Source organism: Leifsonia sp. Leaf336, assembly GCF_001423695.1.
GTDB lineage: Bacteria > Actinomycetota > Actinomycetes > Actinomycetales > Microbacteriaceae > Leifsonia.
This window is the reverse complement of record NZ_LMOZ01000003.1, coordinates 530,832-552,080: the sequence shown is the minus strand read 5'-3', so window position 1 is coordinate 552,080 and position 21,249 is coordinate 530,832. Positions and strand designations below refer to the sequence as shown.

At 69.3% G+C, this 21,249-nt stretch carries 25 protein-coding genes; 12 read left to right on the top strand and 13 right to left on the bottom strand.

Annotation, left to right across the window (positions count from 1 at the left end):
• Positions 1-69 precede the first annotated feature (69 nt).
• From ASF88_RS17930 to ASF88_RS17910, 5 genes are read left to right on the top strand one after another with little or no spacing between them, the layout of a single operon-like run.
• Positions 70-510, top strand: a complete 441-nt coding sequence (locus ASF88_RS17930; RefSeq protein ID WP_055922001.1) for a MarR family winged helix-turn-helix transcriptional regulator — start codon at positions 70-72, stop codon at positions 508-510.
• On the top strand, positions 507-1,910 hold the full coding sequence (locus tag ASF88_RS17925; RefSeq protein WP_055921999.1) for an MFS transporter: 1,404 nt from the start codon (positions 507-509) through the stop codon (positions 1,908-1,910). Before ASF88_RS17930 ends, ASF88_RS17925 begins: the two co-directional genes overlap by 4 nt.
• A gap of 31 nt (positions 1,911-1,941) precedes the next feature.
• On the top strand, positions 1,942-2,289 hold the full coding sequence (locus tag ASF88_RS17920; RefSeq protein WP_055921995.1) for a VOC family protein: 348 nt from the start codon (positions 1,942-1,944) through the stop codon (positions 2,287-2,289).
• On the top strand, positions 2,286-2,723 hold the full coding sequence (locus ASF88_RS17915) for a MarR family winged helix-turn-helix transcriptional regulator (RefSeq protein WP_055921992.1): 438 nt from the start codon (positions 2,286-2,288) through the stop codon (positions 2,721-2,723). Before ASF88_RS17920 ends, ASF88_RS17915 begins: the two co-directional genes overlap by 4 nt.
• Before the next feature lie 9 nt (positions 2,724-2,732).
• Entirely contained in the window at positions 2,733-3,296 is a 564-nt protein-coding gene (locus ASF88_RS17910; protein ID WP_055921989.1) for a hypothetical protein, read from the top strand.
• Here ASF88_RS17910 and ASF88_RS17905 read toward each other — a convergent pair.
• The 4 genes from ASF88_RS17905 to ASF88_RS17890 form a co-directional block, all read right to left on the bottom strand.
• The gene (locus ASF88_RS17905; RefSeq protein WP_055921986.1) at positions 3,277-3,852 is read right to left on the bottom strand and encodes a dihydrofolate reductase family protein; all 576 of its coding nucleotides are present in this window, start codon (positions 3,850-3,852) and stop codon (positions 3,277-3,279) included. The genes ASF88_RS17910 and ASF88_RS17905 overlap by 20 nt on opposite strands.
• Positions 3,853-3,890: 38 nt before the next feature.
• Positions 3,891-4,112, bottom strand: a complete 222-nt coding sequence (locus tag ASF88_RS17900) for a hypothetical protein (protein ID WP_055921983.1) — start codon at positions 4,110-4,112, stop codon at positions 3,891-3,893.
• Positions 4,113-4,252: 140 nt separating this feature from the next.
• On the bottom strand, positions 4,253-4,666 hold the full coding sequence (locus tag ASF88_RS17895; protein WP_055921980.1) for a MerR family DNA-binding transcriptional regulator: 414 nt from the start codon (positions 4,664-4,666) through the stop codon (positions 4,253-4,255).
• A 94-nt stretch (positions 4,667-4,760) separates the two neighbouring features.
• Complete coding sequence (locus ASF88_RS17890; protein ID WP_055921976.1) at positions 4,761-5,576, bottom strand: shikimate 5-dehydrogenase; 816 nt, start codon at positions 5,574-5,576, stop codon at positions 4,761-4,763.
• Positions 5,577-5,701: 125 nt separating this feature from the next.
• Between ASF88_RS17890 and ASF88_RS17885 the strand changes: the two genes are divergently transcribed.
• From ASF88_RS17885 to ASF88_RS17870, 4 genes are all read left to right on the top strand, one after another.
• Positions 5,702-6,892, top strand: coding sequence for an ROK family transcriptional regulator (locus ASF88_RS17885; RefSeq protein ID WP_055921974.1), 1,191 nt, complete (start codon positions 5,702-5,704; stop codon positions 6,890-6,892).
• Between the two features lie 290 nt (positions 6,893-7,182).
• Positions 7,183-8,745: a multiple monosaccharide ABC transporter ATP-binding protein gene (gene mmsA / locus ASF88_RS17880; protein ID WP_055921971.1), complete on the top strand. Its 1,563-nt coding sequence runs from the start codon at positions 7,183-7,185 to the stop codon at positions 8,743-8,745.
• The gene (gene mmsB / locus ASF88_RS17875) at positions 8,745-10,094 is read left to right on the top strand and encodes a multiple monosaccharide ABC transporter permease (protein ID WP_055921968.1); all 1,350 of its coding nucleotides are present in this window, start codon (positions 8,745-8,747) and stop codon (positions 10,092-10,094) included. Before mmsA ends, mmsB begins: the two co-directional genes overlap by 1 nt.
• A gap of 53 nt (positions 10,095-10,147) precedes the next feature.
• Entirely contained in the window at positions 10,148-11,239 is a 1,092-nt protein-coding gene (locus ASF88_RS17870; RefSeq protein WP_055921965.1) for a substrate-binding domain-containing protein, read from the top strand.
• Positions 11,240-11,401: 162 nt separating this feature from the next.
• On the opposite strand, the gene ASF88_RS17865 is transcribed toward ASF88_RS17870, so the two are convergent.
• Complete coding sequence (locus ASF88_RS17865; protein ID WP_082519052.1) at positions 11,402-12,052, bottom strand: GntR family transcriptional regulator; 651 nt, start codon at positions 12,050-12,052, stop codon at positions 11,402-11,404.
• Positions 12,053-12,162: 110 nt separating this feature from the next.
• On the opposite strand from ASF88_RS17865, the gene ASF88_RS17860 reads away from it, so the two are divergent.
• Positions 12,163-12,828 carry a GntR family transcriptional regulator gene (locus tag ASF88_RS17860; RefSeq protein WP_055921957.1) on the top strand — a complete coding sequence of 222 codons (666 nt, stop codon included), beginning with the start codon at positions 12,163-12,165 and terminating at the stop codon, positions 12,826-12,828.
• On the opposite strand, the gene ASF88_RS17855 is transcribed toward ASF88_RS17860, so the two are convergent.
• Genes ASF88_RS17855 through ASF88_RS17835 form a run of 5 tightly spaced genes read right to left on the bottom strand, consistent with a single transcriptional unit; the run spans position 12,800 to position 15,378 of the window.
• A complete protein-coding gene (locus tag ASF88_RS17855) occupies positions 12,800-13,300 on the bottom strand; it encodes a DUF6328 family protein (protein ID WP_055923070.1) in 501 nt (166 codons plus the stop codon). The genes ASF88_RS17860 and ASF88_RS17855 overlap by 29 nt on opposite strands.
• Positions 13,301-13,305: 5 nt before the next feature.
• Entirely contained in the window at positions 13,306-13,710 is a 405-nt protein-coding gene (locus ASF88_RS17850) for a hypothetical protein (protein WP_157498424.1), read from the bottom strand.
• Between the two features lie 51 nt (positions 13,711-13,761).
• Positions 13,762-14,067, bottom strand: a complete 306-nt coding sequence (locus ASF88_RS17845) for an AzlD domain-containing protein (RefSeq protein ID WP_055921952.1) — start codon at positions 14,065-14,067, stop codon at positions 13,762-13,764.
• The gene (locus tag ASF88_RS17840) at positions 14,064-14,804 is read right to left on the bottom strand and encodes an AzlC family ABC transporter permease (protein ID WP_055921948.1); all 741 of its coding nucleotides are present in this window, start codon (positions 14,802-14,804) and stop codon (positions 14,064-14,066) included. The genes ASF88_RS17845 and ASF88_RS17840 overlap by 4 nt, the downstream gene beginning before the upstream one ends.
• Before the next feature lie 10 nt (positions 14,805-14,814).
• Positions 14,815-15,378: a TetR/AcrR family transcriptional regulator gene (locus ASF88_RS17835; protein WP_055921945.1), complete on the bottom strand. Its 564-nt coding sequence runs from the start codon at positions 15,376-15,378 to the stop codon at positions 14,815-14,817.
• Between the two features lie 90 nt (positions 15,379-15,468).
• Here ASF88_RS17835 and ASF88_RS17830 point away from each other — a divergent pair, with 90 nt between their 5' ends.
• Positions 15,469-16,779, top strand: coding sequence for an MFS transporter (locus tag ASF88_RS17830; protein WP_055921942.1), 1,311 nt, complete (start codon positions 15,469-15,471; stop codon positions 16,777-16,779).
• Here ASF88_RS17830 and ASF88_RS17825 read toward each other — a convergent pair.
• The 3 genes from ASF88_RS17825 to ASF88_RS17815 all read right to left on the bottom strand — a co-directional run bounded on the left by ASF88_RS17825 (position 16,763) and on the right by ASF88_RS17815 (position 20,169).
• Positions 16,763-17,782 carry an NADPH:quinone reductase gene (locus ASF88_RS17825; RefSeq protein WP_055921938.1) on the bottom strand — a complete coding sequence of 340 codons (1,020 nt, stop codon included), beginning with the start codon at positions 17,780-17,782 and terminating at the stop codon, positions 16,763-16,765. The genes ASF88_RS17830 and ASF88_RS17825 overlap by 17 nt on opposite strands.
• Positions 17,783-17,815: 33 nt before the next feature.
• Positions 17,816-19,003, bottom strand: coding sequence for a MarP family serine protease (locus tag ASF88_RS17820; protein ID WP_055921935.1), 1,188 nt, complete (start codon positions 19,001-19,003; stop codon positions 17,816-17,818).
• Positions 19,004-19,185: 182 nt separating this feature from the next.
• A complete protein-coding gene (locus tag ASF88_RS17815) occupies positions 19,186-20,169 on the bottom strand; it encodes a DMT family transporter (protein WP_082519051.1) in 984 nt (327 codons plus the stop codon).
• Positions 20,170-20,265: 96 nt separating this feature from the next.
• Between ASF88_RS17815 and ASF88_RS17810 the strand changes: the two genes are divergently transcribed.
• Positions 20,266-21,177, top strand: a complete 912-nt coding sequence (locus tag ASF88_RS17810) for a LysR family transcriptional regulator (protein WP_055921932.1) — start codon at positions 20,266-20,268, stop codon at positions 21,175-21,177.
• The last annotated feature ends 72 nt before the right edge of the window (positions 21,178-21,249 follow it).

Below are 21,249 nucleotides of genomic sequence, written 5' to 3'. Positions count from 1 at the left end.
AGTGAGCGGGCGTGACGGGAAAGGCGCATGACAACTACGCAGTCCAGACTGAACAGTTAGACTGTCGATATGTCCGATCCGTCACCCTCCTCCGTGCGAGCCGCACTCGACCTCCGGGTCGCGTTCGCTCGGCTCCGCCGCCGCCTCAGAGAGGTCGCGACCGAGCCTTCAGGGCTCAGCGCTCAGCAGTCCTCGGCGCTCGCACGCCTCGGCAAGGGTGAGGGAAGCACGGCGTCGCGGCTCGCCGAGCTCGAAGGGGTGCGCCCGCAGTCGATGGCGACGACGATCGCGTCGCTCGAGGAGCTCGGCCTCGTCTCGCGCACCCCCGACCCGACCGACGGTCGACGACAGCTGATCGCACTCACGGAGGCGGGGCGCAGCGCCGAGAGCGGCAATCTCGACGCCCGCAGGGAATGGCTCGCGCACGCGATGGAGGAGAGGTTGACCGAGGACGAGCGGCAGACGATCCTCGCGGCGACGGCACTGATCGACAAGCTGGTGCGCGAATGATCGACCTGATCGCCGCCAAGCCGGGTCCGGCCGATCGCTTCGACCGCCGGCTGCTGGCGCCGATGATGATCGGCGCGGTGCTGAACCCGATCAACTCGTCGATCATCGCCGTCGCGCTCGTGCCGATCGCGACGGCGCTCGGAGCGCCCGCCTCCGAGACGGCGTGGCTGGTGTCCTCCCTCTATCTCGCGACCTCCATCGGCCAGCCGCTCGTCGGCCGGCTCGTCGACATGTTCGGTCCGAGGCGGCTCTCGATCGCCGGCGCGATCCTGACCGGGCTGGCCGGGGTCATCGGCGTGTTCGCCCCGAACATCGCCGTGCTCGTCGTCGCGCGCGTGATCCTGGGCTTCGGAACCTGCGCCGGCTATCCCGCCGCCATGTACCTGATCCGAAGCGAGGCGACGCGCACCGGGATGCGCAGCCCGGCGGGCGTGCTGACAGCGCTCTCGGTGACGACCCAGACGATCGCCGTCATCGGCCCGACCCTCGGCGGCCTCCTCATCCAGTTCGGCGGGTGGAGGGCCACTTTCGCCGTCAATATCCCGCTGGCTCTCGCGTCGCTCGTGCTCACCCTGCTCTTCCTGCCGCGCCGCACCGCTCTCGATGCGACGCGTCCGGCCCGCGGACGGCTGGACTTCCTGGGAATCGGGCTGTTCGCCGCGACGCTGGTGTGCCTGCTCCTCTTCCTCATGAACATCCACCTCGCACAGCTCTGGCTGCTCGGGCTCGCCGTCGTCTTCGGAGCGGGGTTCGCCCTGTGGGAGCTTCGCCGGCCCGACCCCTTCATCGACGTGCGGGTGTTCGCCGGGAACGTTCCGCTGCTCGTGACGTACGCGCGATCCGTGCTCGCGGCGACCGTCAGCTACTGCTACCTCTACGGTTTCACTCAGTGGCTGGAGAGCGGTCGCGGTCTCTCTCCGGCGCTGGCCGGACTCGTGCTGCTGCCGACGTTCGCCGTCGGCATCGTCGTGGCCTCCGTCTTCGGGCGTCGGCCGGAGATCCGCTGGAAGCTGATCGTCGGGGCGCTTGGGCAGGTCGTGATGGCGGTGCTGCTGCTCTTCGTCGGCGCGGAGGCCGCGCTCTGGGCGCTCCTGCTCATCGCGGTGGTGGTCGGCATCCCGCAGGGCATCGTGAACCTGGCGATCCAGAACACGCTCTACCACCAGGCCGACCCTGCGCGGATGGGCGCCACCTCCGGGCTCCTGCGCACGTTCATGTACCTCGGGGCGATGCTCGCCTCGGCCGCTACCGGCGCGTTCTTCCACACCACCGCGAACACCGACGGCCTTCACGACCTGGCGTGGTTCATGCTCGGCGCAGCAGTGCTCTTCCTCGTGATCACCCTCGTCGACCGCTCGCTGCGTCGAGTGGACCGACTCGCCACCGGTCAGGACGATTGACAGGATCCTGTCAATCATCGACGATGGTGACATGACCGCGAGCATCCAGCGCATCGTCGTGTCCACCGCCCGCATCCCGGCCGCCCTCGCCCTCTACCGCGATGCCCTCGGCCTGCAGGTCGACCGCGAGACGCACGGCTTCGCCTGGCTCTCCAGCGCCGACGGCGTCGAGATCATGCTCCACGAGCGGCCAGCCGCGCCCTCCGACTCCGCGGTGGCCGTCGGCTTCAGCGTCGACCGGCTCGATGAGGTCGTCGCTGCGTGGACGCGCGCCGGAGGTGCCGTGGTCGATGCGCCGCAGCCGCAGCCATGGGGCGAGCGCATGGCCGTGGTCCGAGACGGCGACGGGCATCTCGTCTGTCTCAGCGAGCGCGGATGAGCGCCGCCGATCGGCTCACCGAACTCGTGGACGAGGTCTTCCGCCTCGCCGACGCGTTCGCCCGCGCAGGTGACGGGCTGGTGGCGGAGGACGGCCTGACGGCCTCGCGTTGGCTCACCCTCGGCGCCGTGGCGCGCGACCCACTGAGCGTCGCGGCCATCGCGCGTCGCCGCGGCATGCGGAGGCAGTCGGCGGCGGAGTCGGTCGCGCAACTGGAGGCAGCAGGGCTGGTCGCCCGCACTCCGGACCCGGCCGATGCCCGCGCTCCACTGGTCGCGCTCACCGAGCACGGCAGGGAGGTCCTCGACGCGATCCGGCCGCGCCGCGAGGCATGGGCGGAGCGCACGGCGGCCGCCGTCGACGAGCGCGAACTCGCTGATGCCGTTGCGCTCGCCCGCCGCCTCCGGGAGCGTCTGGACAGCCCGGCGCAATAGAATCTTCGCGTGACCGAGGACGTCCCGGTGCTGAGCGATTCGCTCATCGAGGTGTTCGCGAGCGGGAGCTGGATCTTCCTGCCCGCCGCTCCCGCACGAGGTCTCGCGACCGAGCTGGAGGCCGAGATCCTCGACGAACAGTTCTCGTGGTGCGAGAACCCCCACCTCGGCGAGGGAGCAGGGCTGCTGGTCCTCACCTCCGCGATCAACGGCTGGATGCTGCTGCACGGCGCGAGCGAGACGGTGGGCTGGGCGGCGGGCCTGCTCAGCGAGCGGCGAGACGTCTACCGCGCGACCATCGATGTCCGGCTTCCCGCCATGAGCTGGGCGTTCCTCGAGCGCGGCGCTCCGACCCGCTCCGTCTCCGTCGAACTGGGCGACGACGGCGATCTGGTCACGCGCACCTCCGGTCATCCGCTTCCGTTCGAGGCCGACGGCATCGAGGTGCCGAACACCGGCACCGGCCTCGACGTGTTCTTTTACCCGGTCGCGCTGCTCGCGGAGCACGGCGTCACCCTGCACGACCTGGAGGTCGCGCTGGACCGGCCGAGCGTCACGCTCCGGGTGCGATGACGCGGTAGCGCACCAGGACGACGCCGGAGGCGAAGGCGTACTCCTCCTGCAGTTCCAGCCGGAGCGTCAGATCGGTCGGCAGCGCCGGGGTACCACCGCCGACGGAGACCGGGACGAGGAGCAGTGTGATCTCATCGACCAGCCCGGCGCGGAAGGCCTCGGCCGCCAGCGTGGGGCCGCCGATGGAGACATCGCGCGGCGCGGAGGCGACCAGAGCACGCACCGCCGCCGGATCGAAGGCGGGCTCGACGCGCGTGCGCGGGGTCGTCACACCGGTCAGCGTCGACGAGTACACGACCTTGTCGGCGGCGCGCCAGATGTCGGCGTACTCGCGCATCACCGCCGGCACGTCCTCTCCGCCGTTCTCCCGGCCGATGTCCTGCCAGACGCGCATCGTCTCGAACATGCGGCGGCCGTACAGATAGCTGGAGACGCCGCGTTCGCGAGCGTTGACGACGGCGTGGACCTCCTCGTCGGGAGCTGCCCAATCGAAGGAGCCGGTGGTGTCGGCGGTGTAACCGTCGAGCGAGGCGATCGCCGAGAACACGAGAGACATGCCGAGACTCTAAGCCTCGGCGCGCCCTGAGAACAGGGCTAGTGGGGGAGGAGCGCAGCCAGCGCACGCAGCCCGTCGCCGAAGATCAGCGGCACGACGAGGTCGAGCATGAAGCCGATCATGATGGCGAGGACTGCGGCGCCGGCCGCGAGGACGACCAGCGTCGCGAACAGCCTGAAGTAGACGTTCTCCGCCACCGTCGCGAGCGCCCCCTGCGCTCGCGACAGTTCCCCCTGGTGGTGGTGCTCCAGCGTGGTCATCTCGTCCCCCTCTGCGGCCAACCCCTCGGCCACGACAACCAGTCAAGCGGGGACGGGGCGCCCGGGCATCGGCCTGCGGGCTGTACGTGGTCATCCCCAGGGATGATGCCGTGGCCGCCGGCGAGGGACCGGAGGGGGAGTCAGTGCGCGAGGAGGGCGTCCACGACCGTGCAGCCCGTGCCCTGATCCGGCGACGGCGCGACGGCGTCGGTCGCGGAGGCGAGTCGGCGCGAGAGCTGCTCGCGCCGTGCTTCGAGAGCGGCGATCGCGGCGTCCAACTCGGCGATCCCGTCGGCATAGGCGACGACGGAGGCGGGGCATTCGTCGCTGCGGGCGTGACCGGACCCGAGGCACGCGATGAACGGAGCCGCCTTGCCGGGCGGGATGCCGACGGCGGCGAGCTCGCGGATCTCCCGCGCCGCGCGCAGCTGGCCATCGTCGTAGTCGCGGTAGCCGTTGGCCAGACGCTGCGGCGCCAGCAACCCGAGACGCTCGTAGTAGCGCACGGCCTTCACCGTCACGCCGGCCCGGTCGGCCAGCTCGCTGATCTGCATCGCACGAACCTCCCGGCGGCGCGATCACGCCGCTCCGCCGCAAGCGTAAACCCTGACCCGTGGGGCAGGGTCAAGAATCCAGAGGACGGCCGGATCACTCCGTGCGCGAGAACTCCGATGCCCTGGCCACCTGCTCCGGCGTCAGCGCGACGCCCGTGTAGCGCTCGAACTGGCGCGCCGCCTGCAGCGCGACGACCTCGGCGCCGGTGATGAGGCGCTTGCCCGCCGCCCGGCCCGCCGCGATCAGCGGGGTCTCGGCTGGGAACGCGACCACATCGAAGACGACGGACGCGCGCTGGACGAAGGCGTCGCCGAACGCCAGGGCGTCCTCTTCCGCGCCGCTCATCCCGAGCGGCGTCACGTTGACGATCACGTCGAAATCGGGATCCGGCTCCTCGGCGGTCCACGCATAGTCGTACTTGTGCGCGAGCGCCGACCCGGCGCGCTCGTTGCGGGCGAGCACGGTGAGGTCGTCGAAGCCCGCACCGCGGAACGCCGCGACGACCGCCTTCGCCATGCCGCCGGACCCTCGCACGATCACGCGCGACGTCGGGTCGACACCGTGCTCGTCGAGCAGCTGGGCCACTGCTTCGTAGTCGGTGTTGGAGGCCGTGAGCAGCCCGTCTTCGTTGACGACGGTGTTCACCGACTCGATCGCCAGCGCCGACGGCTCGAGGTTGTCGACGAGCGGGATGATCGCCTCTTTGAACGGCATCGACACCGAGCATCCGCGGAGTCCGAGCGCCCGGATCCCGCGGACGGCGCCCTCCAGGTCGTCGGTCGTGAACGCCTTGTAGACGAAGTTCAGTCCGAGCTCGTCGTAGAGGAAGTTGTGGAACCGGGTCCCGAGGTTGCTGGGACGGCCGGAGAGGGAGATGCAGACCTGCATGTCCTTGTTCAGGATGGGCATGGGTCCATTGTGACAGGGGGCCGAACGGCCGGCGGCTGGTTCCCTGAACGCACTCGAAGCAACGCTGCCCCAACCGTTACGTTCACAACTTGACTACAACTCAGCGATCATTCACGCTTATCGCTATGACCGCCACTTCGGGTCTTCCCCCGCGTGGCGCACGCAATCCCGGGTCTCAGGGCGCCCTCAGGCACCTGAATCAGGAGCGGCTCGTCGAGTTCCTGCTCGCCAACGGCCCATCCACCCAGGCTGAGCTGGCGCGCGGGACGGGCCTGTCCACCGCCACCGTGTCCAACATCGTCCGCGACATGGCGACGAAGGGCGTCGTGGAGACCTCCCCGGTGACCTCCAGCGGCCGGCGAGCGCTGCTGGTGCAGCTGACGGACACGGGCGATATCGCCGTCGGAGTCGACTTCGGGCGCCGGCATGTGCGGATCGTCCTCTGCACTCTCGGCTACGAGGTCATCGCCGAGGAGGAGGTGCCGCTGCCGCTCGGTTACGACGTGGCCGGGGCGGTGCGGGAGGCCGCGGAGCTGCTGGACCGGATGCTCGTCGCGGGAGCGCACGATCGGCAGGCGGTCCTCTCCGTCGGGATCGGCATCCCCGGCCCGATCGACCGGCGCACGGGAACAGTGCTTCAGGGAGCCATCCTCCCGGAATGGGTCGGAGTGCGCCTGCGCGATCTCGAGGACGCGTTCCGGTTTCCGGTGGTCGTCGACAACGACGCGAACCTCGGCGCGCTCGCGGAGGTGACGTGGGGCGCGAATCGCGGGGTGCGCAACCTGATCTTCGTCAAGATCGGCACCGGTATCGGCGCCGGCCTGATCCTCAACGGGTTGCCGTACTACGGCTTCCTCGGGATCACGGGCGAACTCGGCCACACGCCCGTCACGGAGCAGGGCGTGATCTGCCGCTGCGGCAACCGTGGCTGCCTGGAGACGATCGCGTCGACCAGTGTGATGATCGAGACGCTCGGCCACGGTGTGAACGCCCCCGTGAGTACGGCGGACATCCTGAAGCGCGGACGCGAGCGCGACCCGGCGGTCCTGCGGGTGGTGAGCGACGCGGGCATCGCGATCGGACAGGCGATCGGCAACATCGCCAACGTCATCAATCCCGAGCTCGTGCTGATCGGCGGTCCGCTCGTCGGCCTCGGCGACGCGCTCCTCGACCCGATCCGCCGCGGCATCCAGCACAACGCGATCCCGGTGATCGCGGAGACGACGGCGGTGCGGATCTCGTCGCTCGGCGACCGGGCGGAGTCCCTCGGTGCGGCGGCTCTCGTCATCCAGGGCGCGCTCGCCGGCAACGAGTAGAGCTCCACTCCTCTGTCGATATGTAACCAGTAATATTTTGTAGTAGCATTGACAATGATACCGTCGAGCGCAGTCATCCGGGAGATGCGCGACACGGTCGTCGAGGCACACTTTCTGCGGTCTCCAGCGGGCCACTGCCCGCCATCGGTGTACCGTGCGGTCTGCTCGAACGTTACCGATCTGTTGTCTTCACTATTTGACGCCAAGACTGAAGTTAGCGTTTACTACTTAGGCGCAAAGAACCACGCGCACGCACCAGCTCACCCCGATCAGCACACCAAGGAGCGACGATGCCGTCGAACGCAGTCATCCTGGAGATGCGAGCCATCACCAAGGAGTTCCCCGGCGTGAAAGCGCTCGAGGATGTCTCCCTCACCGTCCACGCGAACGAGATCCATGCGATCTGCGGCGAGAACGGTGCAGGCAAGTCCACGCTGATGAAGGTCCTCTCGGGCGTCTACCCGTACGGAACCTACAGCGGAGACATCGTCTATCAGGGCGACGTCATGCGGTTCAAGGACATCAAGTCGTCCGAGCAGCAGGGCATCGTGATCATCCATCAGGAGCTGGCTCTGATCCCCGAGCTCTCGATCACCGAGAACATCTTCCTGGGCAACGAGCCCGGCCGCGGCGGTGTCATCAACTGGGGCGAGGCCAAGCGCCGCGCCGTCGAGCTCCTCGCGCGCGTCGGCCTGAGCGACGACCCGGACACGCAGATCAAGAACATCGGCGTCGGCAAGCAGCAGCTGGTGGAGATCGCCAAGGCTCTGAACAAGGACGTCAAGCTCCTCATCCTCGACGAGCCGACCGCTGCACTCAACGAGGCGGAGTCCGCCCACCTCCTGGACCTGATCGTGGGGCTGAAGCACAAGGGCGTCAGCTCGATCATCATCAGCCACAAGCTCAACGAGATCGAGAAGGTCGCGGACGAGATCACGATCATCCGCGACGGCCGCTCCATCGAGACGCTCGATGTGAAGGGCGATGGTGTCGACGAGGACCGGATCATCCGCGGGATGGTCGGCCGCACCCTCGAGAGCCGGTTCCCCGAGCGTACGCCGAACATCGGCGACGTCTTCTTCGAGGTGCGCGACTGGGTCGTCCAGCACCCGCAGCTCGCGGACCGGCTCGTGGTCAAGAACTCGAGTTTCACGGTTCGCCGCGGCGAGATCGTGGGCTTCGCCGGACTGATGGGCGCCGGCCGCACCGAGCTCGCGATGAGCGTGTTCGGCCGCTCCTACGGCACGTTCGTCTCCGGCGAGATCTACAAGGACGGCAAGCAGATCCAGGTCCGCAACGTCTCCGAGGCGATCGACAACGGCCTCGCGTACGTGAGCGAGGACCGTAAGGTCCTCGGTCTGAACCTCCTCGACGACATCAAGCAGTCGATCGTCGCAGCCAAGCTGACGAAGATCGCGAAGCGCGGCGTCGTGAACGACCAGCAGGAGTACGCGGTCGCGGAGGAGTACCGCCAGAGCCTCCGCATCAAGACGCCCGACGTCGACCGCGGAGTCGCGACGCTGTCGGGCGGAAATCAGCAGAAGGTCGTCCTGGCCAAGTGGATGTTCACAGACCCCGACATCCTGATCCTCGACGAGCCCACCAGAGGCATCGATGTCGGCGCAAAGTACGAGATCTACGGCATCATCCAGGCTCTCGCGGCCCAGGGGAAGGGCGTCATCGTCATTTCCTCGGAGCTGCCGGAGCTCCTCGGCATCTCGGATCGCATCTACACGATCTTCGAGGGCCAGATCACCAACGAGCTTCCCATCAGCGAAGCGACCCCCGAAACGCTCCTCAAGAGCATGACCTCCGCCAAGAAGAGCCCCGCCACGAAGGGTAGTTCCCGATAATGACCACTCAGATCGCAGAGAAGAAGAAGTCCGGAGGGATCCGGGACCTCGGCAAGATGTTCGGCGGTGGCCAGTCCACCGGGCGCCAGTTCGGCATCCTGGGCGCCCTCGTCGTCATCATCGTGCTGTTCGAGATCCTGACCGGCGGCAAGACGCTCGAATCGGTGAACCTGATCAACCTGGTCAACCAGAACGTCTACGTGCTGGTGCTGGCGATCGGCATGGTCATGGTGATCATCGCCGGCCACATCGACCTCTCGGTCGGATCGGTGGCGGCGCTGGTCGGCATCATCGTCGCCAAGTCGATGACGGAATGGCACTTCCCGTGGCCGGTCGCCATCGTGCTGGGCCTCGTGGTCGGCGTCGTGATCGGCGCGTGGCAGGGCTGGTGGGTCGCCTATGTCGGCGTTCCGGCGTTCATCGTGACCCTGGCGGGAATGCTCATCTTCCGTGGCCTCAACCAGCTCATCGGCAACGCCAACACCATCCCGGTCCCCGACGACTTCACCTTCATCGGCGGCGGCTTCCTGCCCGAGTGGGGCCCCGACACCGGCTTCAACAACTCCACTCTGCTGCTCGGGCTCATCATCGCCGTCGTCATCGCCCTGCTCGAGGTGCGGACCCGCCGCAACCAGACCAAGATGGGCTCCGAGAAGGCGCCGCTCTGGGTGAGTGTGTTCAAGGTGGTCGTGCTCGACGCCGTCGTCATCTACGCGACGCTGCTCTTCGCGGGCGGCAGGGTCGGCACCTCCTTCCCGGTCTCGGGAATCATCCTCGGCGTCCTGGTGATCCTCTACTCGTTCGTCACCCGGAACACGATCTTCGGACGTCACATCTACGCGGTCGGCGGCAACTCCCACGCCGCCGAGCTGTCGGGCGTGAAGATCAAGCGCGTCAACTTCTACGTGATGATGAACATGTCGGTGCTCGCCGCGCTCGCCGGCATGATCGCCGTGGCCCGCTCGGTCTCGTCCGGTCCCCAGGACGGCCTGGGCTGGGAGCTCGACGCGATCGCGGCCGTGTTCATCGGCGGCGCCGCCGTCTCCGGCGGAATCGGAACCGTCGCCGGCTCGATCGTCGGTGGTCTCGTGATCGCCGTCCTCAACAACGGCCTCCAGCTGCTCGGTGTCACCAGTGACAAGGTCCAGATCATCAAGGGCCTCGTCCTCCTCATCGCCGTCGGCATCGACGTCTACTCGCACCGCCGCGGCGGTCCCTCGCTGATCGGCCGCTTGTTCGGAGGCCGGGGCGCCAAGGAGACCGTGGCCGACGCTGCGGGAGCCGAACGGCCCGCCGTCGTCCCGACGTCGGACCCGGCCGAGGACTCGTCGCGCTCGCTGACCTCCTGACCAGTACTTCCCTCCTGAAACCTGCACCATCCCAACCACAGAAAGAGAACGCAATGCGCAAATTCGCACTCGCGACAGTGGCTGTCGCAGCTGCCGCAGCGCTGGCCCTGTCGGGCTGCTCGAGCCGTGACGGCTCCAGCGGAAGCTCGACGGCGTCCGGCTTCGCCAAGGACGCGACGATCGGTGTCGCCCTCCCGACCAAGACGTCGGAGAACTGGGTGCTCGCCGGTGGTCTGTTCACCGACGGCCTCAAGGCGGCCGGCTTCAAGGGCGACGTGCAGTACGCCGGTGGCTCGGGCGTCTCCGACCAGCAGTCGCAGATCCAGTCGATGATCACCAACGGCGCCAAGGTCATCATCATCGGCGCCGTCGACGGCGGCCAGCTGACCGCACAGGCCAAGGCCGCGCACGACGCCGGCGCCACGGTCATCGCGTACGACCGCCTGATCCTCAACTCGAAGGACGTCGACTACTACGTCGCGTACGACAACGAGAAGGTCGGCGAGCTGCAGGGCCAGGCCCTCCTCGACGGCATGAAGGCCAAGTACCCGGGCAAGACCAAGTTCAACATCGAGCTGTTCTCCGGTTCGCCGGACGACGCCAACTCGAAGGTCTTCTTCGACGGAGCCATGAAGGTCCTGAAGCCGAAGATCGATGACGGCACGCTGACGGTCGTCTCCAAGCAGACCGACATCAAGGCCACCGCGACCCAGGGCTGGCTGCCGCAGAACGCGCAGACCCGCATGGACACCCTGCTCGCCGGTAACTACGGCTCGACCGAGCTCGACGGCGTCCTCTCGCCGAACGACACCCTGGCGCGCGCCATCATCACCTCGGTGAAGGGTGCAGGTAAGCCGATCCCGATCGTCACCGGTCAGGACTCGGAGGCCGAGTCGGTCAAGTCCATCATGGCGGGCGAGCAGTACTCGACCATCAACAAGGACACCCGCAACCTGGTCAAGCAGGCCATCGACATGGTCAAGGACCTGCAGGCGGGCAAGAAGCCGGCGACGAACGACGACAAGTCGTACGACAACGGCGCCAAGGTCGTCCCGGCCTACCTGCTCAAGCCGGTCATCGTCACCAAGGAGAACGCGGCGGAGGCGTACGCCAACGACCCGACCCTGGAGCCGCTGACCAAGTAATCAGCGTCTGAAAAGGCAGAAGGCCGGTCCTACTGGGACCGGCCTTCTGTCGTCCCCCCTGGACATTCCCCCTGGCCGAGCGTGTCTCCAGGGTAGGACCGGAGGGGAGGGGCGGCATCCGGGCTGTCACGGATATGCCGTGCCCGTGGTGCCACGGACCCCTCAGAGGTCGGCGAGGATCACTCCGATGCGGGTCACGTAGTCGTCGATGAGCGTGACAGCGGCTGCGCCGTCGCGCTTCGTCGTAGCCTCGCGGAGCTCGCGGGTGAACCGGGCGACCGCCAACGGGTCGAGTCGGCCGTGCAGTTTGCGGCCTAGGCGGCGCACCTGCGGGAGGACGTTGCCGAGCGCCCGGATGCGGACGTTGTTGCCCTCGACGCGCGCGAACGCGACGACGAGGTGCTCGAAGATCGTGACGAAGCGTGCGGCGTCGTCGTTGGTGGCGGCCTCCACGAGGTCGGTCTGGATGTCGCCGATGAGGTCGTCGTCTTCGTCGTCCCACGCCGCGATGCCGCGGAGTGCGGCACCGGCCCAGAGATCGCCCGCGACCTGGACGGACTCGAGGACGCCGACGGTGTCGAAGGCGGCGACGCGCGTGAACCGGTTGCGCTCCATCTCGACCAGCCCCTGCTCGGCGAGTCGGTCGAGCGCGTGACGGATGGGGGTGCGCGAGATTCCGAGCCACTCGACCAGGTCGGCGTCTCGGAGTCGCTCGCCGGGCTCGAGCGTGCCGTCCATGATGGCGGCCTCGATTCGAACGTAGGCCTCGTCGGACAGGGAGATACGGGCGACGTGGTCGGTGGGCATGGGCATGGTCGGCTCCTGGGGGAAAGGGTGGAACGATCGGTTTGCTGTGTTCAGATGCCTATGGCTAAACTATAAATATACCAGATCAAACACTGAGTCCACGAAACGAGCCCCTTATGACTCTCGAAGATCTCCGCGCGAGGTTTCCCTCGCTCGCGGCAGACAGGCGCCTCCTCCGCAACGATGTCTACGCGATCCTCCTGGCCGGCATCATCGCCGGAGACCTGGCTCCGGGTGAGCGCCTCAAGGACGCAGAGCTCACCGGCGCTCTCCGCGTCTCGCGGACTCCGGTTCGGGAGGCGATCAGCCGCCTCGCCCAGGTCGGCCTCATCCACACCGCTCCCAACCGGTACACGCTCGTCGCGCCGATGAACGACGCGGAGACCGATGGTGTGATCGGCGTGCTGGGGCTGTTGCTGCCCGCGGCGATCCGGAGTTCGCTCGACGAGATCGGCGTCGAAACCGAGTTCGAACTGACGGTGATCGCCGAACGGCTCGAGCGCGATCCTTCCTCGTCGGTGATCGACGCGCTTCAGCGAACGATGAGCGCGTTCCTCGGGGGCATCTCCGACCGCGTGCTCGCCGAGACGATCGAGACGCTCCTCCCGCGATTCTTCCGCTATGTGGCGCTGTCCGAAGCCGTCGCCGCGGCCTCGCGAGAGCGGGTGCTCGCTCTCGCCCGTGCCCTCGCCGCCTCCGACGATTCGGCCATCGAGGTGTCGGGGCGGATGCTCCGCGACCTTGCCGCGGCGCTCACGCCGAATGTCGGCGGAGCCGGCTGAGCACGCTCGCCGGAAAGACGAGCAGCAGCAGTACGAGAACGACGAGGATCGCCGTCCCGGCGACGAGGGCCGCCACCAGACCGAGCGTGACATCGAAGACGAAGAAGACGACTCCCGAGGTGAGCAGGGCGACCAGACCGATCGTGATGCGCAGGAGCCGGTCGGCGATGGACACCGTCTGCGCCTTCTCGTGGTGTCGGAACAGTTGCCGGTGCAGGGCGACCGGCGCGAGACCGAGTGCCGTGCAGCCGGCCGCGAGCATCAGCAGGACGAGATAGAAGCCGACCTGGAACGGGGCGAGCGAGGCGAAGCGCTGCTGGAAGGCGATGGCGAGCAGGAAGCCGCTGATGAGCTGCGTGCCGGTCTGCGTGACGCGCAGCTCCTGCAGGATGTCGTTCCAGTTGCGGTCGGCCCGCTGCTCCTCGGATTCCGGGCGACCGTCGGCGGGATCGATGTCGTCTCTCTCGGGCATCTCGCTCACGGCCCCATGGTCGCCCTCGAAAGCGAGGGGCGCAATGCGCGCGCTCCCTGCGACGCGAGCGCTGCGCGGTAGAAGCGCACCAACTCGGCCGCGCTGGGGCGCTGCGCGGCCATCGTGGCGGTGTCCGACCGCCGTTTCGCCATGTGGTGGCGCCAGGACTCCGCGGCGCAGCGGTGGTCCCAGGCGACGGCCGTCGCGGCCTCCAACGTGCGGCACCAGCCGATCAGCTCGCGACCCTCCGATCGCGGAGCCCAGGTGACCACGCGGAACCAGATGTCGGGGCGGTTCGGGTCGCCGAACGCGAAGCGACGCACCACGGCGTAAGGCGTGCCGAGAGCACCCTGGCTGAGCAGCCATTCCGTCGGCTGCGCGTTCGCCACGGGGTGCCAGGATGCGCTCACGTCAGAACGTTAGGGAGAGCCGCCGACACCGGCCCCGCGGGCACCGGCCGATCAGGTCAGCAGCCGGATGAGGGCTGCGACCACCGCCGCTGCAGGGACCACGATGATGAACGGGACGCGCAGGGCGTAGAGCCCGGCAGCGATGGCGAGAGCGGGGAGCCGGGCGTCCAGCTCGAGCGACTGCCCTGCCCCGAACGTTTGCACGCAGATCAGCGCCGCGAGCAATGCCGCCGTGAGCAGATCGCTCGTGCGGGCGACCGTCGGGTGGTCGAGCGCCTTGGGCGGTACTAGCCAGCCCGCGGCCTTCAGCGCGAGCACGGCGATGGACCCGAGCAGGATGATGTTCCAGGTCGTCACGGCTCGACCTCCCGCTCCATCGGGATCGGGTCGGGGTGCTGACCGTCGTCGCTCCTGCCGAAGAGGTTGAACGCACCGAAGACGATCGCGACCAGCGCCGCGGCGAGAACCGGGAGGCCGGGCATGAGGAACGGCGTCAACAGGGTGGCGACGAAGCCGGCGGCGACCGCGACCGCCTGCGTCTGCCGGGCTCGGAGTCGCGGCCAGAGCAGCCCGAGGAACGCCGCTGCGGCGGCTGCGTCCAAGCCGTACGCTTTGACGTCGCCGATCAAGTTGCCGAGCAGCGCGCCGGCGAGAGTCATGATGTTCCAGCCGATGTACACGACGAGACCCGTGACCCAGAAGCCGATGCGCTGCGCGCGCGGCTCTGTCTGGGCCGTCGCGACGGCGGTCGACTCGTCGATCGTGAGCTGGGTCGCGGCGGTGCGCCTCCAGAAGCCCGGTCCGATGATGCGGGACAGGCGGAGGGCGTAGAACGAGTTGCGGATGCCCAGGAGCGCCGCGCTGGCGATCGCCGTGCCTCCCGCCGCCACGCCGCCGGAGGCGAGGACTCCGATGAGCGCGAACTGCGACCCGCCGCTGAACATCACGAGACTGAGGACGCAGGCCTGCCAGACGTCCAGCCCGGACGCGGTCGCCAGCGCACCGAAGGAGATGCCGTAGAGGGCCGTCGCGATGCCGACCGCCCAGCCCGACCGCGCGGCCGCACGCTCCTGAAGGGTACGGACGCGGGACACCCTGTCGAGGTTAGTCGCCTGCGCCTGCGCCCGCGCGGAACAGCCGGGCCACCATGTCGTCGGCGGTGGAGTCGACGAGCGTCCACGGCTGGAAGATGACACGGTTGACGATCGGCGCGATCACGACGTCCATGACGTCGTCTTCGGTGACGGAGGTCTCCGGGTGCCGCGCGATCAGCGCCGCGGCCTCCACCCGCCGGTTGCGCAGGCAGTCGGACGTGCGCTCTCCTGCTGCACCAGCGCCCCCGCGCAGGAGCGCGGCGTTGACCGGCTTGCGGAAGTGCGTGACGATGCCGCTCGCCCAGTCGGTGAGGTCGTCGCGGAGGTCGCCGCGCTCGGCCAGCGGGCGGTCGGGGTCGAGATGGTAGGTGGCGATGTCGTTGAGCAGGGTGGGGAGGTCGCCCCAGCGTCGGTAGATGCTGGTCGGGTTGACGCCGGCGCGTTCGGCGATCATCGGCACGGTGACGCGCTCGCTGCCCTTCTCTTTGACGAGCTCCTCGACGGCGGTGCGCACGCTGTGGATGACCGCGGCGCTGCGTCCGCCCGTCCGCTTCGACGGTGTGGTCGTTGTCATGGGAATAGCTTAAAGCAATTCTTGTTGCTTTTTGACAGATCCAGCCTTATAGTCCATTAAAGCAATTCAATTTGCTTTTAGGAGGCCCAGATGTCCACTGCAGGAGACGCCTGCCCCACCGTCGCGACGGGCGGAATCGCCGTCGTCGCCCGGGCGCAGGCCCGCGCCCGCTCTGGCCGCCTCCGCTCGGCCCGGCTCCGCCCGGTCGCCGCCTTCACCGGCACCGCACTGGCGTTCGTCGCCGTGGCACTCGCGGTCGGCGCGCCGAGCCCGCTCTTCGTGCTCTATCAGCAGGAGTGGGGCTTCCCGTCCTGGCTCCTGACCGTCGCTTTCGCGATCTACGCCGTCACGCTGCTGATCACACTGCTGGTCGCCGGGTCGCTCTCCGACCACATCGGGCGGCGACCGGTACTGATCGGGGCGCTGGCCCTCCAGGCCGCGGCGATGCTCATGTTCCTCTTCTCGAAGGACATCGGCGCCATCATCGCGGCCCGGTCCGTGCAGGGCGTGGCGACCGGGGCGGCGATGAGCACCTTCACCGCGGCGCTCGTCGAGCTCGCACCCGAGCGCCAGAAGAAGCTCGGCGCCACCATCGGGTCCACCGCCCCCGTCGGCGGCATCGCGCTCGGCGCGTTCTTCACCGGTCTCGCCGTGCAGTTCGCCGCGCAGCCGACCACGCTCGTCTTCGTGACTCTCGCACTGCTGTTCGTCGCCGGGATCGTCGTGGTGGCCGCATCACCCGAGACCGTCTCGCCGCGACCGGGCGCGCTGCGGTCGCTCACGCCGCGCCTCTTCATCCCTCGGGCCGCGCGAGGGGAGTTCGTCGCGGCCCTTCCACTGTTCATCGCGACCTGGATGCTCGCGGGGCTCTTCATCGGATTGTCACCCTCCATTCTGCACGGCGTCTTCCACCTCGACTCCGGACTGCTGAACGGTGCGATCGTGGCGGTTCCGCCCGCGGTCGGCGCGGCGGCCGGCCTGCTGCTGACGCGGGCGCCGGCGCGCACGACGACGGTGTGGTCGATGGCGGCGGTGATGGTCGGAGTGGCGATCGCCGCGGTCGGGATCGCCGGGGGTCTCCTCCCGGTGCTGTTCGCGGGCGCCGTCGTGGCCGGCGCTGGGTTCGGCGGCGGCTTCTCGGCGATGCTCCGGATCATCGCGCCGCTCGCCCCCAACGATCAGCGCGCAGAGCTCTTCGCCGGGGTGTTCCTCGTCAGCTATCTGGCCTACGGCGTGCCCGCGCTCGCGGCCGGTGAGCTGATCGGGACGGTCGGGCTGCTGCCGACCGCTCTCGGCTACGCGGCCGCCATCGCCGCGGCCGCGGCGGTCGCGATGGTGGTTCAGATCGTCCGCGTCGCCCGCTCGGCTCGCGCGATGGAGCCTGTCACGTCACGTCGATGAGCACCTTGCCCACGATGCCGTCCTTCACGGCGTCGTGGGCGGCCGCCGTCTGGTCGAGCGTGAAGCGGGCGATCGGGAGGCCGTGCTCTGCTCCGACGGGCAGGGCGCCGGCGGCGGCCGCTGCGGAGACTCCGCGCACGGCCGCGGCCTTCGCCTCCGGAGTCACGGTGTAGGTCAGCAGGAACTGCCAGCGCAGGTTCTTCTGCATCGACGGCCGGATCGGGATCGTGACCTCGGTCGATCCGGGCGCGTCCGCGTAGCTCGCGATCGTCGCGTTGCGGCCGGCGATCCTCGTGTCGAGCTCGGCGTTGGCGCTGACGTTCACCTCCACCACGATGTCGACGCCGCGCGGCGCGAGCGCCCCGATGGCCTCCGCCGTGTCGGGCTCGCGGTAGTTGACGACGTGGTGCGCGCCGGCGGCACGCGCGAGCTCGGCCTTCTCGTGACTGCTGACGGTCGCGATGACGGTCGCTCCTGCCCAGACCGCCAGCTGGATGGCGGCGTGGCCGACGGCTCCGGCGCCTCCCGCGACCAGGACCGTCCGCCCCTCGAGGGCGCCCGGCGCCAGTTCGTCCGGAACCGACTCGGACGAGGTGAGCGCCCGGTGGGCCGTCAGTGCCGGGATACCGAGCGAAGCCCCCACGTCGAAGCCGACGTCGTCCGGCAGCGCCACGACCAGGTTCCGCGGGAGGACGACCAGCTCCTGCGCAGTGCCCTCCGGTCGCTGATAGGCGGCGTCCCACACCCACACCCGGTCGCCGGGCGCGAGGTCGGACACTCCTGGCCCGACCTCGTCCACGACACCCGCGCCGTCCTGGTTGGGCACCTGGGGGCGGGGGAGTTCGGAGGGACCGGAGCCCTGCCGAGCCTTCCAGTCCGTTGGGTTGACCCCGGAGACGTGGATGCGCACGCGCACTTCGCCGTCGCCGGGGTGCGGCTCGGGGCGCTCGCCGAGTTCGAGGACGTCGGAATCACCGGTGGACGAGTAGCTGACAGCCTTCATGCGACCAAGCCAATCACGAGGGAGGCCGTCTCGTCAGCCCGCGGTGCACGCTCCGGAGCTGATCGGCGTCGGCCCGACGGAGCCGAGCACGGGTCGCAGTTCGTCGAGCGTCAGCGCGTAGCCGGTTTCGGGGTCGACCGTCGACCGCGCGAAGACGACGCCGACGACGTCGCCGGCCTGATCGAGCAGCGGGCCACCGGAATTGCCGGGGCGGATGGAGCCGCGGAGCGAGTAGATCTGACGCTCGACGGTTCCGCTCTGGTAGATGTCGGTGCCGCGTGCGGTGAGCTGGTCGCGGACGCGCTGCGGCGTGATCGTGAACGGGCCGTCGCCGGGGTAGCCGGCCGCGTAGGCCTGGTCGCCGGCGCCGAGATCCTGCCCGATGTCGAGTGCGGGCGCGCTCAGGTCGGTGACGTCGAGCACCGCCAGGTCGCGCTCGGGATCGAACGCCACGAGCGTCGCCCGGTCGACGGTGGTGCCGCCGGACTCGCGCACGACGACCGAAGACGCTCCGGCCACGACGTGCGCGTTGGTGACGACGCGACCGCGCTGGACCACCCAGCCGCTGCCCTCCGAGTCGACACCGCACGCAGGCTTGGAGGCCAGGACCGTCACCACGGACTGCTGGGATTGCGCCACCCGGGAAGGGACGCTCGCGTCGGGCGCCGCGATGCTCTTGATCGACTCGCCGCCCTCGAACACCTTCGGGAGGCCGGCGCTCGCGAGCGCGTCGTCGACCGCGCCCAGAACGGTCGAGGAGGGGAGCGGCGCGATGCTGTTCAGGGTGGAGACGACTCGAGAGGAGTTCGCCGCCTGCACGACGGTCGCGAGGCTGGTCGCCATCGCGAAGCCGGCGACGAGCCAGACGACGACGGCCCAGGTGACGAAGCCGAGGACCGCCCCGATCAGCGAGTCGACCCAACGGATCGGCCCGTGCCGCAGCACCTTGCCGATCACCGACGCGGCGGCGGTGGCGAGGGCGTAGACCACGGCGGCGCACACCAGGAGGACGACGGCGGCGACGATGGATCGCTGGCTCACTCCGGTGAGCCCGGAGGATGCCATCCAATCGACGACCATCGGCGCGAGCAGGAGGCCGAGGGCCAGGCCGACGCCGAGGCCGATCAGCGCTCCGGCGGCCCGGATGGCGCCGTTGCTCCAGCCCGCGGCCACCGCGAGGACGGCGAGCACCAGCAGCACGACGTCGACCACGATCTCCACGCGACTCACCCTGCCCCACCAGGCTGAGCGCGTGCTGGGGTGCCGGTGGAAGTCGGCGGTGGTTCTCCTCGGGGTCGCTCAGGTCTACCGTGCGAGGTCAACCGGACGGAGAGAACAAATGACGGATCCGACTGAGCGGGGCGACCTCGATCCCGACGAGCGCGAGATGACGAGCGCGGACCTCACCGCGCACGATTCGGAGCATGGACAGGAGCCGGATCGTCCCGAGTCGGGCGAGCCGTCGCAGCAGAGCCACCACGACGCCGAGACCGACGAGGATACGGCGTCCGGGGGCGCCCCGGACTGAGGCCGATCAGCGCCACGCCCGCGATCACGACGCCGCCGCCGAGCAGCTCCGCGGGCTGGGGGATCTCGCCGAGCCAGATGGCGGCGATCCCCACTGCGACCGGCGACACCAGGTAGAGCAGGGCGGTCGCGGTCGCCATCGACAGACGCGCGACCGCGTATCCCCACAGGACGAACCCCGCAGCAGACGGCAGCAGACCCAGGTACGCGGCGCCCAGCCAGGCCTCCGGGCTCGCGGAGGCCAGCTGGGGCAGCGACCAGGGGAGCGCCGCCAGCAGGGGGATCAGGCCGGCGACCATCGCATACGTGGCGACCTCCAGCCCCGAGTAGCGCCGGAGGAGCGGCTTGGTGAGCGGGTGGTAGATCCCCTGGACGACCATCGCCGCAAGAACGAGCCACACGGCGCCGCTCAGCGTCAGACCCGAGCGCGCGACCGAGACGATCGCGACACCGCCCAGCGCGACTCCACTGCCGACCAGCTTCAGAGTGGTGAGGCGCTCGCCGAAGGCGCCCGCCGCGATGGCCACGCTCACGAGAGGAGCGGCGGCGACGATGAGGCTGGCAGTGCCTGCGGGCACCGTCAGCTCGCCGGCGGTGAGCAGCACCTGATAGGCGGCCATCCCGACCACCCCGCAGGCCGCGATGAGCGGGAGGTCGCGACGCGCGGGCAGCCGCACTCCCGCGAACGGCGCCGCGGCCAGAAAGGCGACGCAGGCGATGGCCGTGCGCGCGAGGGCCAGCCCGAACGGTCCGAGCGCGGGCGCCGCGACACGGATGGCCGGGAAGGCGCTGGCCCACAGAACCACGACCAGGAGCCCGGCGGTGACGATGCGGATGCGCGCGATGGTTGCCGAGGTCATGATCCCACTGTGGCGGCGCGCAATCGACATGTCTATTTACTTTGTTTGGTGCAACGCGTAAACATTGATGATGTGTTGGACGCCAGGAAACTGAGGATGCTCGCCGAGCTGGATCGGCTCGGCACCGTCGCCGCGGTCGCGGCCGAGCTGCACCTGACCCCGCCAGGCGTGTCGATGCAGCTCGCGGCCCTCGAACGCGAGCTGGGCCTCCCGCTCACCGAGCGCCGCGGCCGCGGTCTCGCACTGACCGCGGCGGGCAGGACGCTCGCTTCGCACGGGAGCGCGGTCTCCGACATGCTGTCCCTCGCCGAGTTGGAGGTCGCGGCCCTGCGCGACGGCACGGTCGGCACGTATCGGGTCGGAGCGTTCGCCTCGATCGCGCGTACTGTCGTCACCGACGCGTGGCGGGCGCTTCGCGGCGATGAGAGCCTGAACGTCGAGATGGAGCTCGTCGAGCTCGAACCGGGAGAGTCGTTACCGGCGCTCGCGGCGGGCGAGGTGGATCTGGCTCTCACCCACGCGTACTCGAACATGGCCGAGATCGCCGGCCCCGGCTTCATCGTGACGCCCATCGCCGTCGAACCGGTCTGGCTCGCGGTGCGGGAGGACGACCCGGCCTGCGCGAGCGGGCCTGTGGATCTCCGCGCGTTCGCCGACCACGACTGGGTGGTTCCGCACCGGCGCTGGACCTGTTTCGAGATGACCGAGCGGGCGTGCGGGCTCGCCGGGTTCGCCCCGAGGTCGGTGGCGGAGGCTCATGACTTCGCCGTGCTGCTCGCGCTCGTGGGAGCGGGCGCGGGAGTCGCGCTCGTTCCCGAGCTGACGATCGCCACGGTCCCTGACGGTGTGAGGCTGATGCCGCTCGCGAACCCTGTCGTGCGCAACGACTACGCCGTCATCCGGGCGACGTCCGCTGCCGACCCCGGAGCGGCTCGGGTGCGGTCGCTGCTGGCGGAGGCGGCCGACCGGGTCCTCCTGGAGCGGGAGCTGACCTCCGCCCGCCGTTGACCGGCGCGCGGAAACCGACCGGCGCGTGGGTATATTACGAGGGAGCGTCGGGTGCCCCGAAGCCCCGCGCGG

What these genes read in the sequence shown, in the direction of transcription:
- ASF88_RS17930 (WP_055922001.1), top strand. Translation starts at nt 70, where the DNA reads ATGTCCGATCCGTCACCCTCCTCCGTGCGAGCCGCACTCGACCTCCGG.
- ASF88_RS17925 (WP_055921999.1), top strand. Translation starts at nt 507, where the DNA reads ATGATCGACCTGATCGCCGCCAAGCCGGGTCCGGCCGATCGCTTCGAC.
- ASF88_RS17920 (WP_055921995.1), top strand. Translation starts at nt 1,942, where the DNA reads ATGACCGCGAGCATCCAGCGCATCGTCGTGTCCACCGCCCGCATCCCG.
- ASF88_RS17915 (WP_055921992.1), top strand. Translation starts at nt 2,286, where the DNA reads ATGAGCGCCGCCGATCGGCTCACCGAACTCGTGGACGAGGTCTTCCGC.
- ASF88_RS17905 (WP_055921986.1), bottom strand. Translation starts at nt 3,852, where the DNA reads ATGTCTCTCGTGTTCTCGGCGATCGCCTCGCTCGACGGTTACACCGCC.
- ASF88_RS17900 (WP_055921983.1), bottom strand. Translation starts at nt 4,112, where the DNA reads ATGACCACGCTGGAGCACCACCACCAGGGGGAACTGTCGCGAGCGCAG.
- ASF88_RS17895 (WP_055921980.1), bottom strand. Translation starts at nt 4,666, where the DNA reads ATGCAGATCAGCGAGCTGGCCGACCGGGCCGGCGTGACGGTGAAGGCC.
- ASF88_RS17890 (WP_055921976.1), bottom strand. Translation starts at nt 5,576, where the DNA reads ATGCCCATCCTGAACAAGGACATGCAGGTCTGCATCTCCCTCTCCGGC.
- ASF88_RS17885 (WP_055921974.1), top strand. Translation starts at nt 5,702, where the DNA reads ATGACCGCCACTTCGGGTCTTCCCCCGCGTGGCGCACGCAATCCCGGG.
- mmsA (WP_055921971.1), top strand. Translation starts at nt 7,183, where the DNA reads ATGCCGTCGAACGCAGTCATCCTGGAGATGCGAGCCATCACCAAGGAG.
- mmsB (WP_055921968.1), top strand. Translation starts at nt 8,745, where the DNA reads ATGACCACTCAGATCGCAGAGAAGAAGAAGTCCGGAGGGATCCGGGAC.
- ASF88_RS17870 (WP_055921965.1), top strand. Translation starts at nt 10,148, where the DNA reads ATGCGCAAATTCGCACTCGCGACAGTGGCTGTCGCAGCTGCCGCAGCG.
- ASF88_RS17865 (WP_082519052.1), bottom strand. Translation starts at nt 12,052, where the DNA reads ATGCCCATGCCCACCGACCACGTCGCCCGTATCTCCCTGTCCGACGAG.
- ASF88_RS17860 (WP_055921957.1), top strand. Translation starts at nt 12,163, where the DNA reads ATGACTCTCGAAGATCTCCGCGCGAGGTTTCCCTCGCTCGCGGCAGAC.
- ASF88_RS17855 (WP_055923070.1), bottom strand. Translation starts at nt 13,300, where the DNA reads ATGCCCGAGAGAGACGACATCGATCCCGCCGACGGTCGCCCGGAATCC.
- ASF88_RS17835 (WP_055921945.1), bottom strand. Translation starts at nt 15,378, where the DNA reads ATGACAACGACCACACCGTCGAAGCGGACGGGCGGACGCAGCGCCGCG.
- ASF88_RS17830 (WP_055921942.1), top strand. Translation starts at nt 15,469, where the DNA reads ATGTCCACTGCAGGAGACGCCTGCCCCACCGTCGCGACGGGCGGAATC.
- ASF88_RS17825 (WP_055921938.1), bottom strand. Translation starts at nt 17,782, where the DNA reads ATGAAGGCTGTCAGCTACTCGTCCACCGGTGATTCCGACGTCCTCGAA.
- ASF88_RS17815 (WP_082519051.1), bottom strand. Translation starts at nt 20,169, where the DNA reads ATGACCTCGGCAACCATCGCGCGCATCCGCATCGTCACCGCCGGGCTC.
- ASF88_RS17810 (WP_055921932.1), top strand. Translation starts at nt 20,266, where the DNA reads ATGCTCGCCGAGCTGGATCGGCTCGGCACCGTCGCCGCGGTCGCGGCC.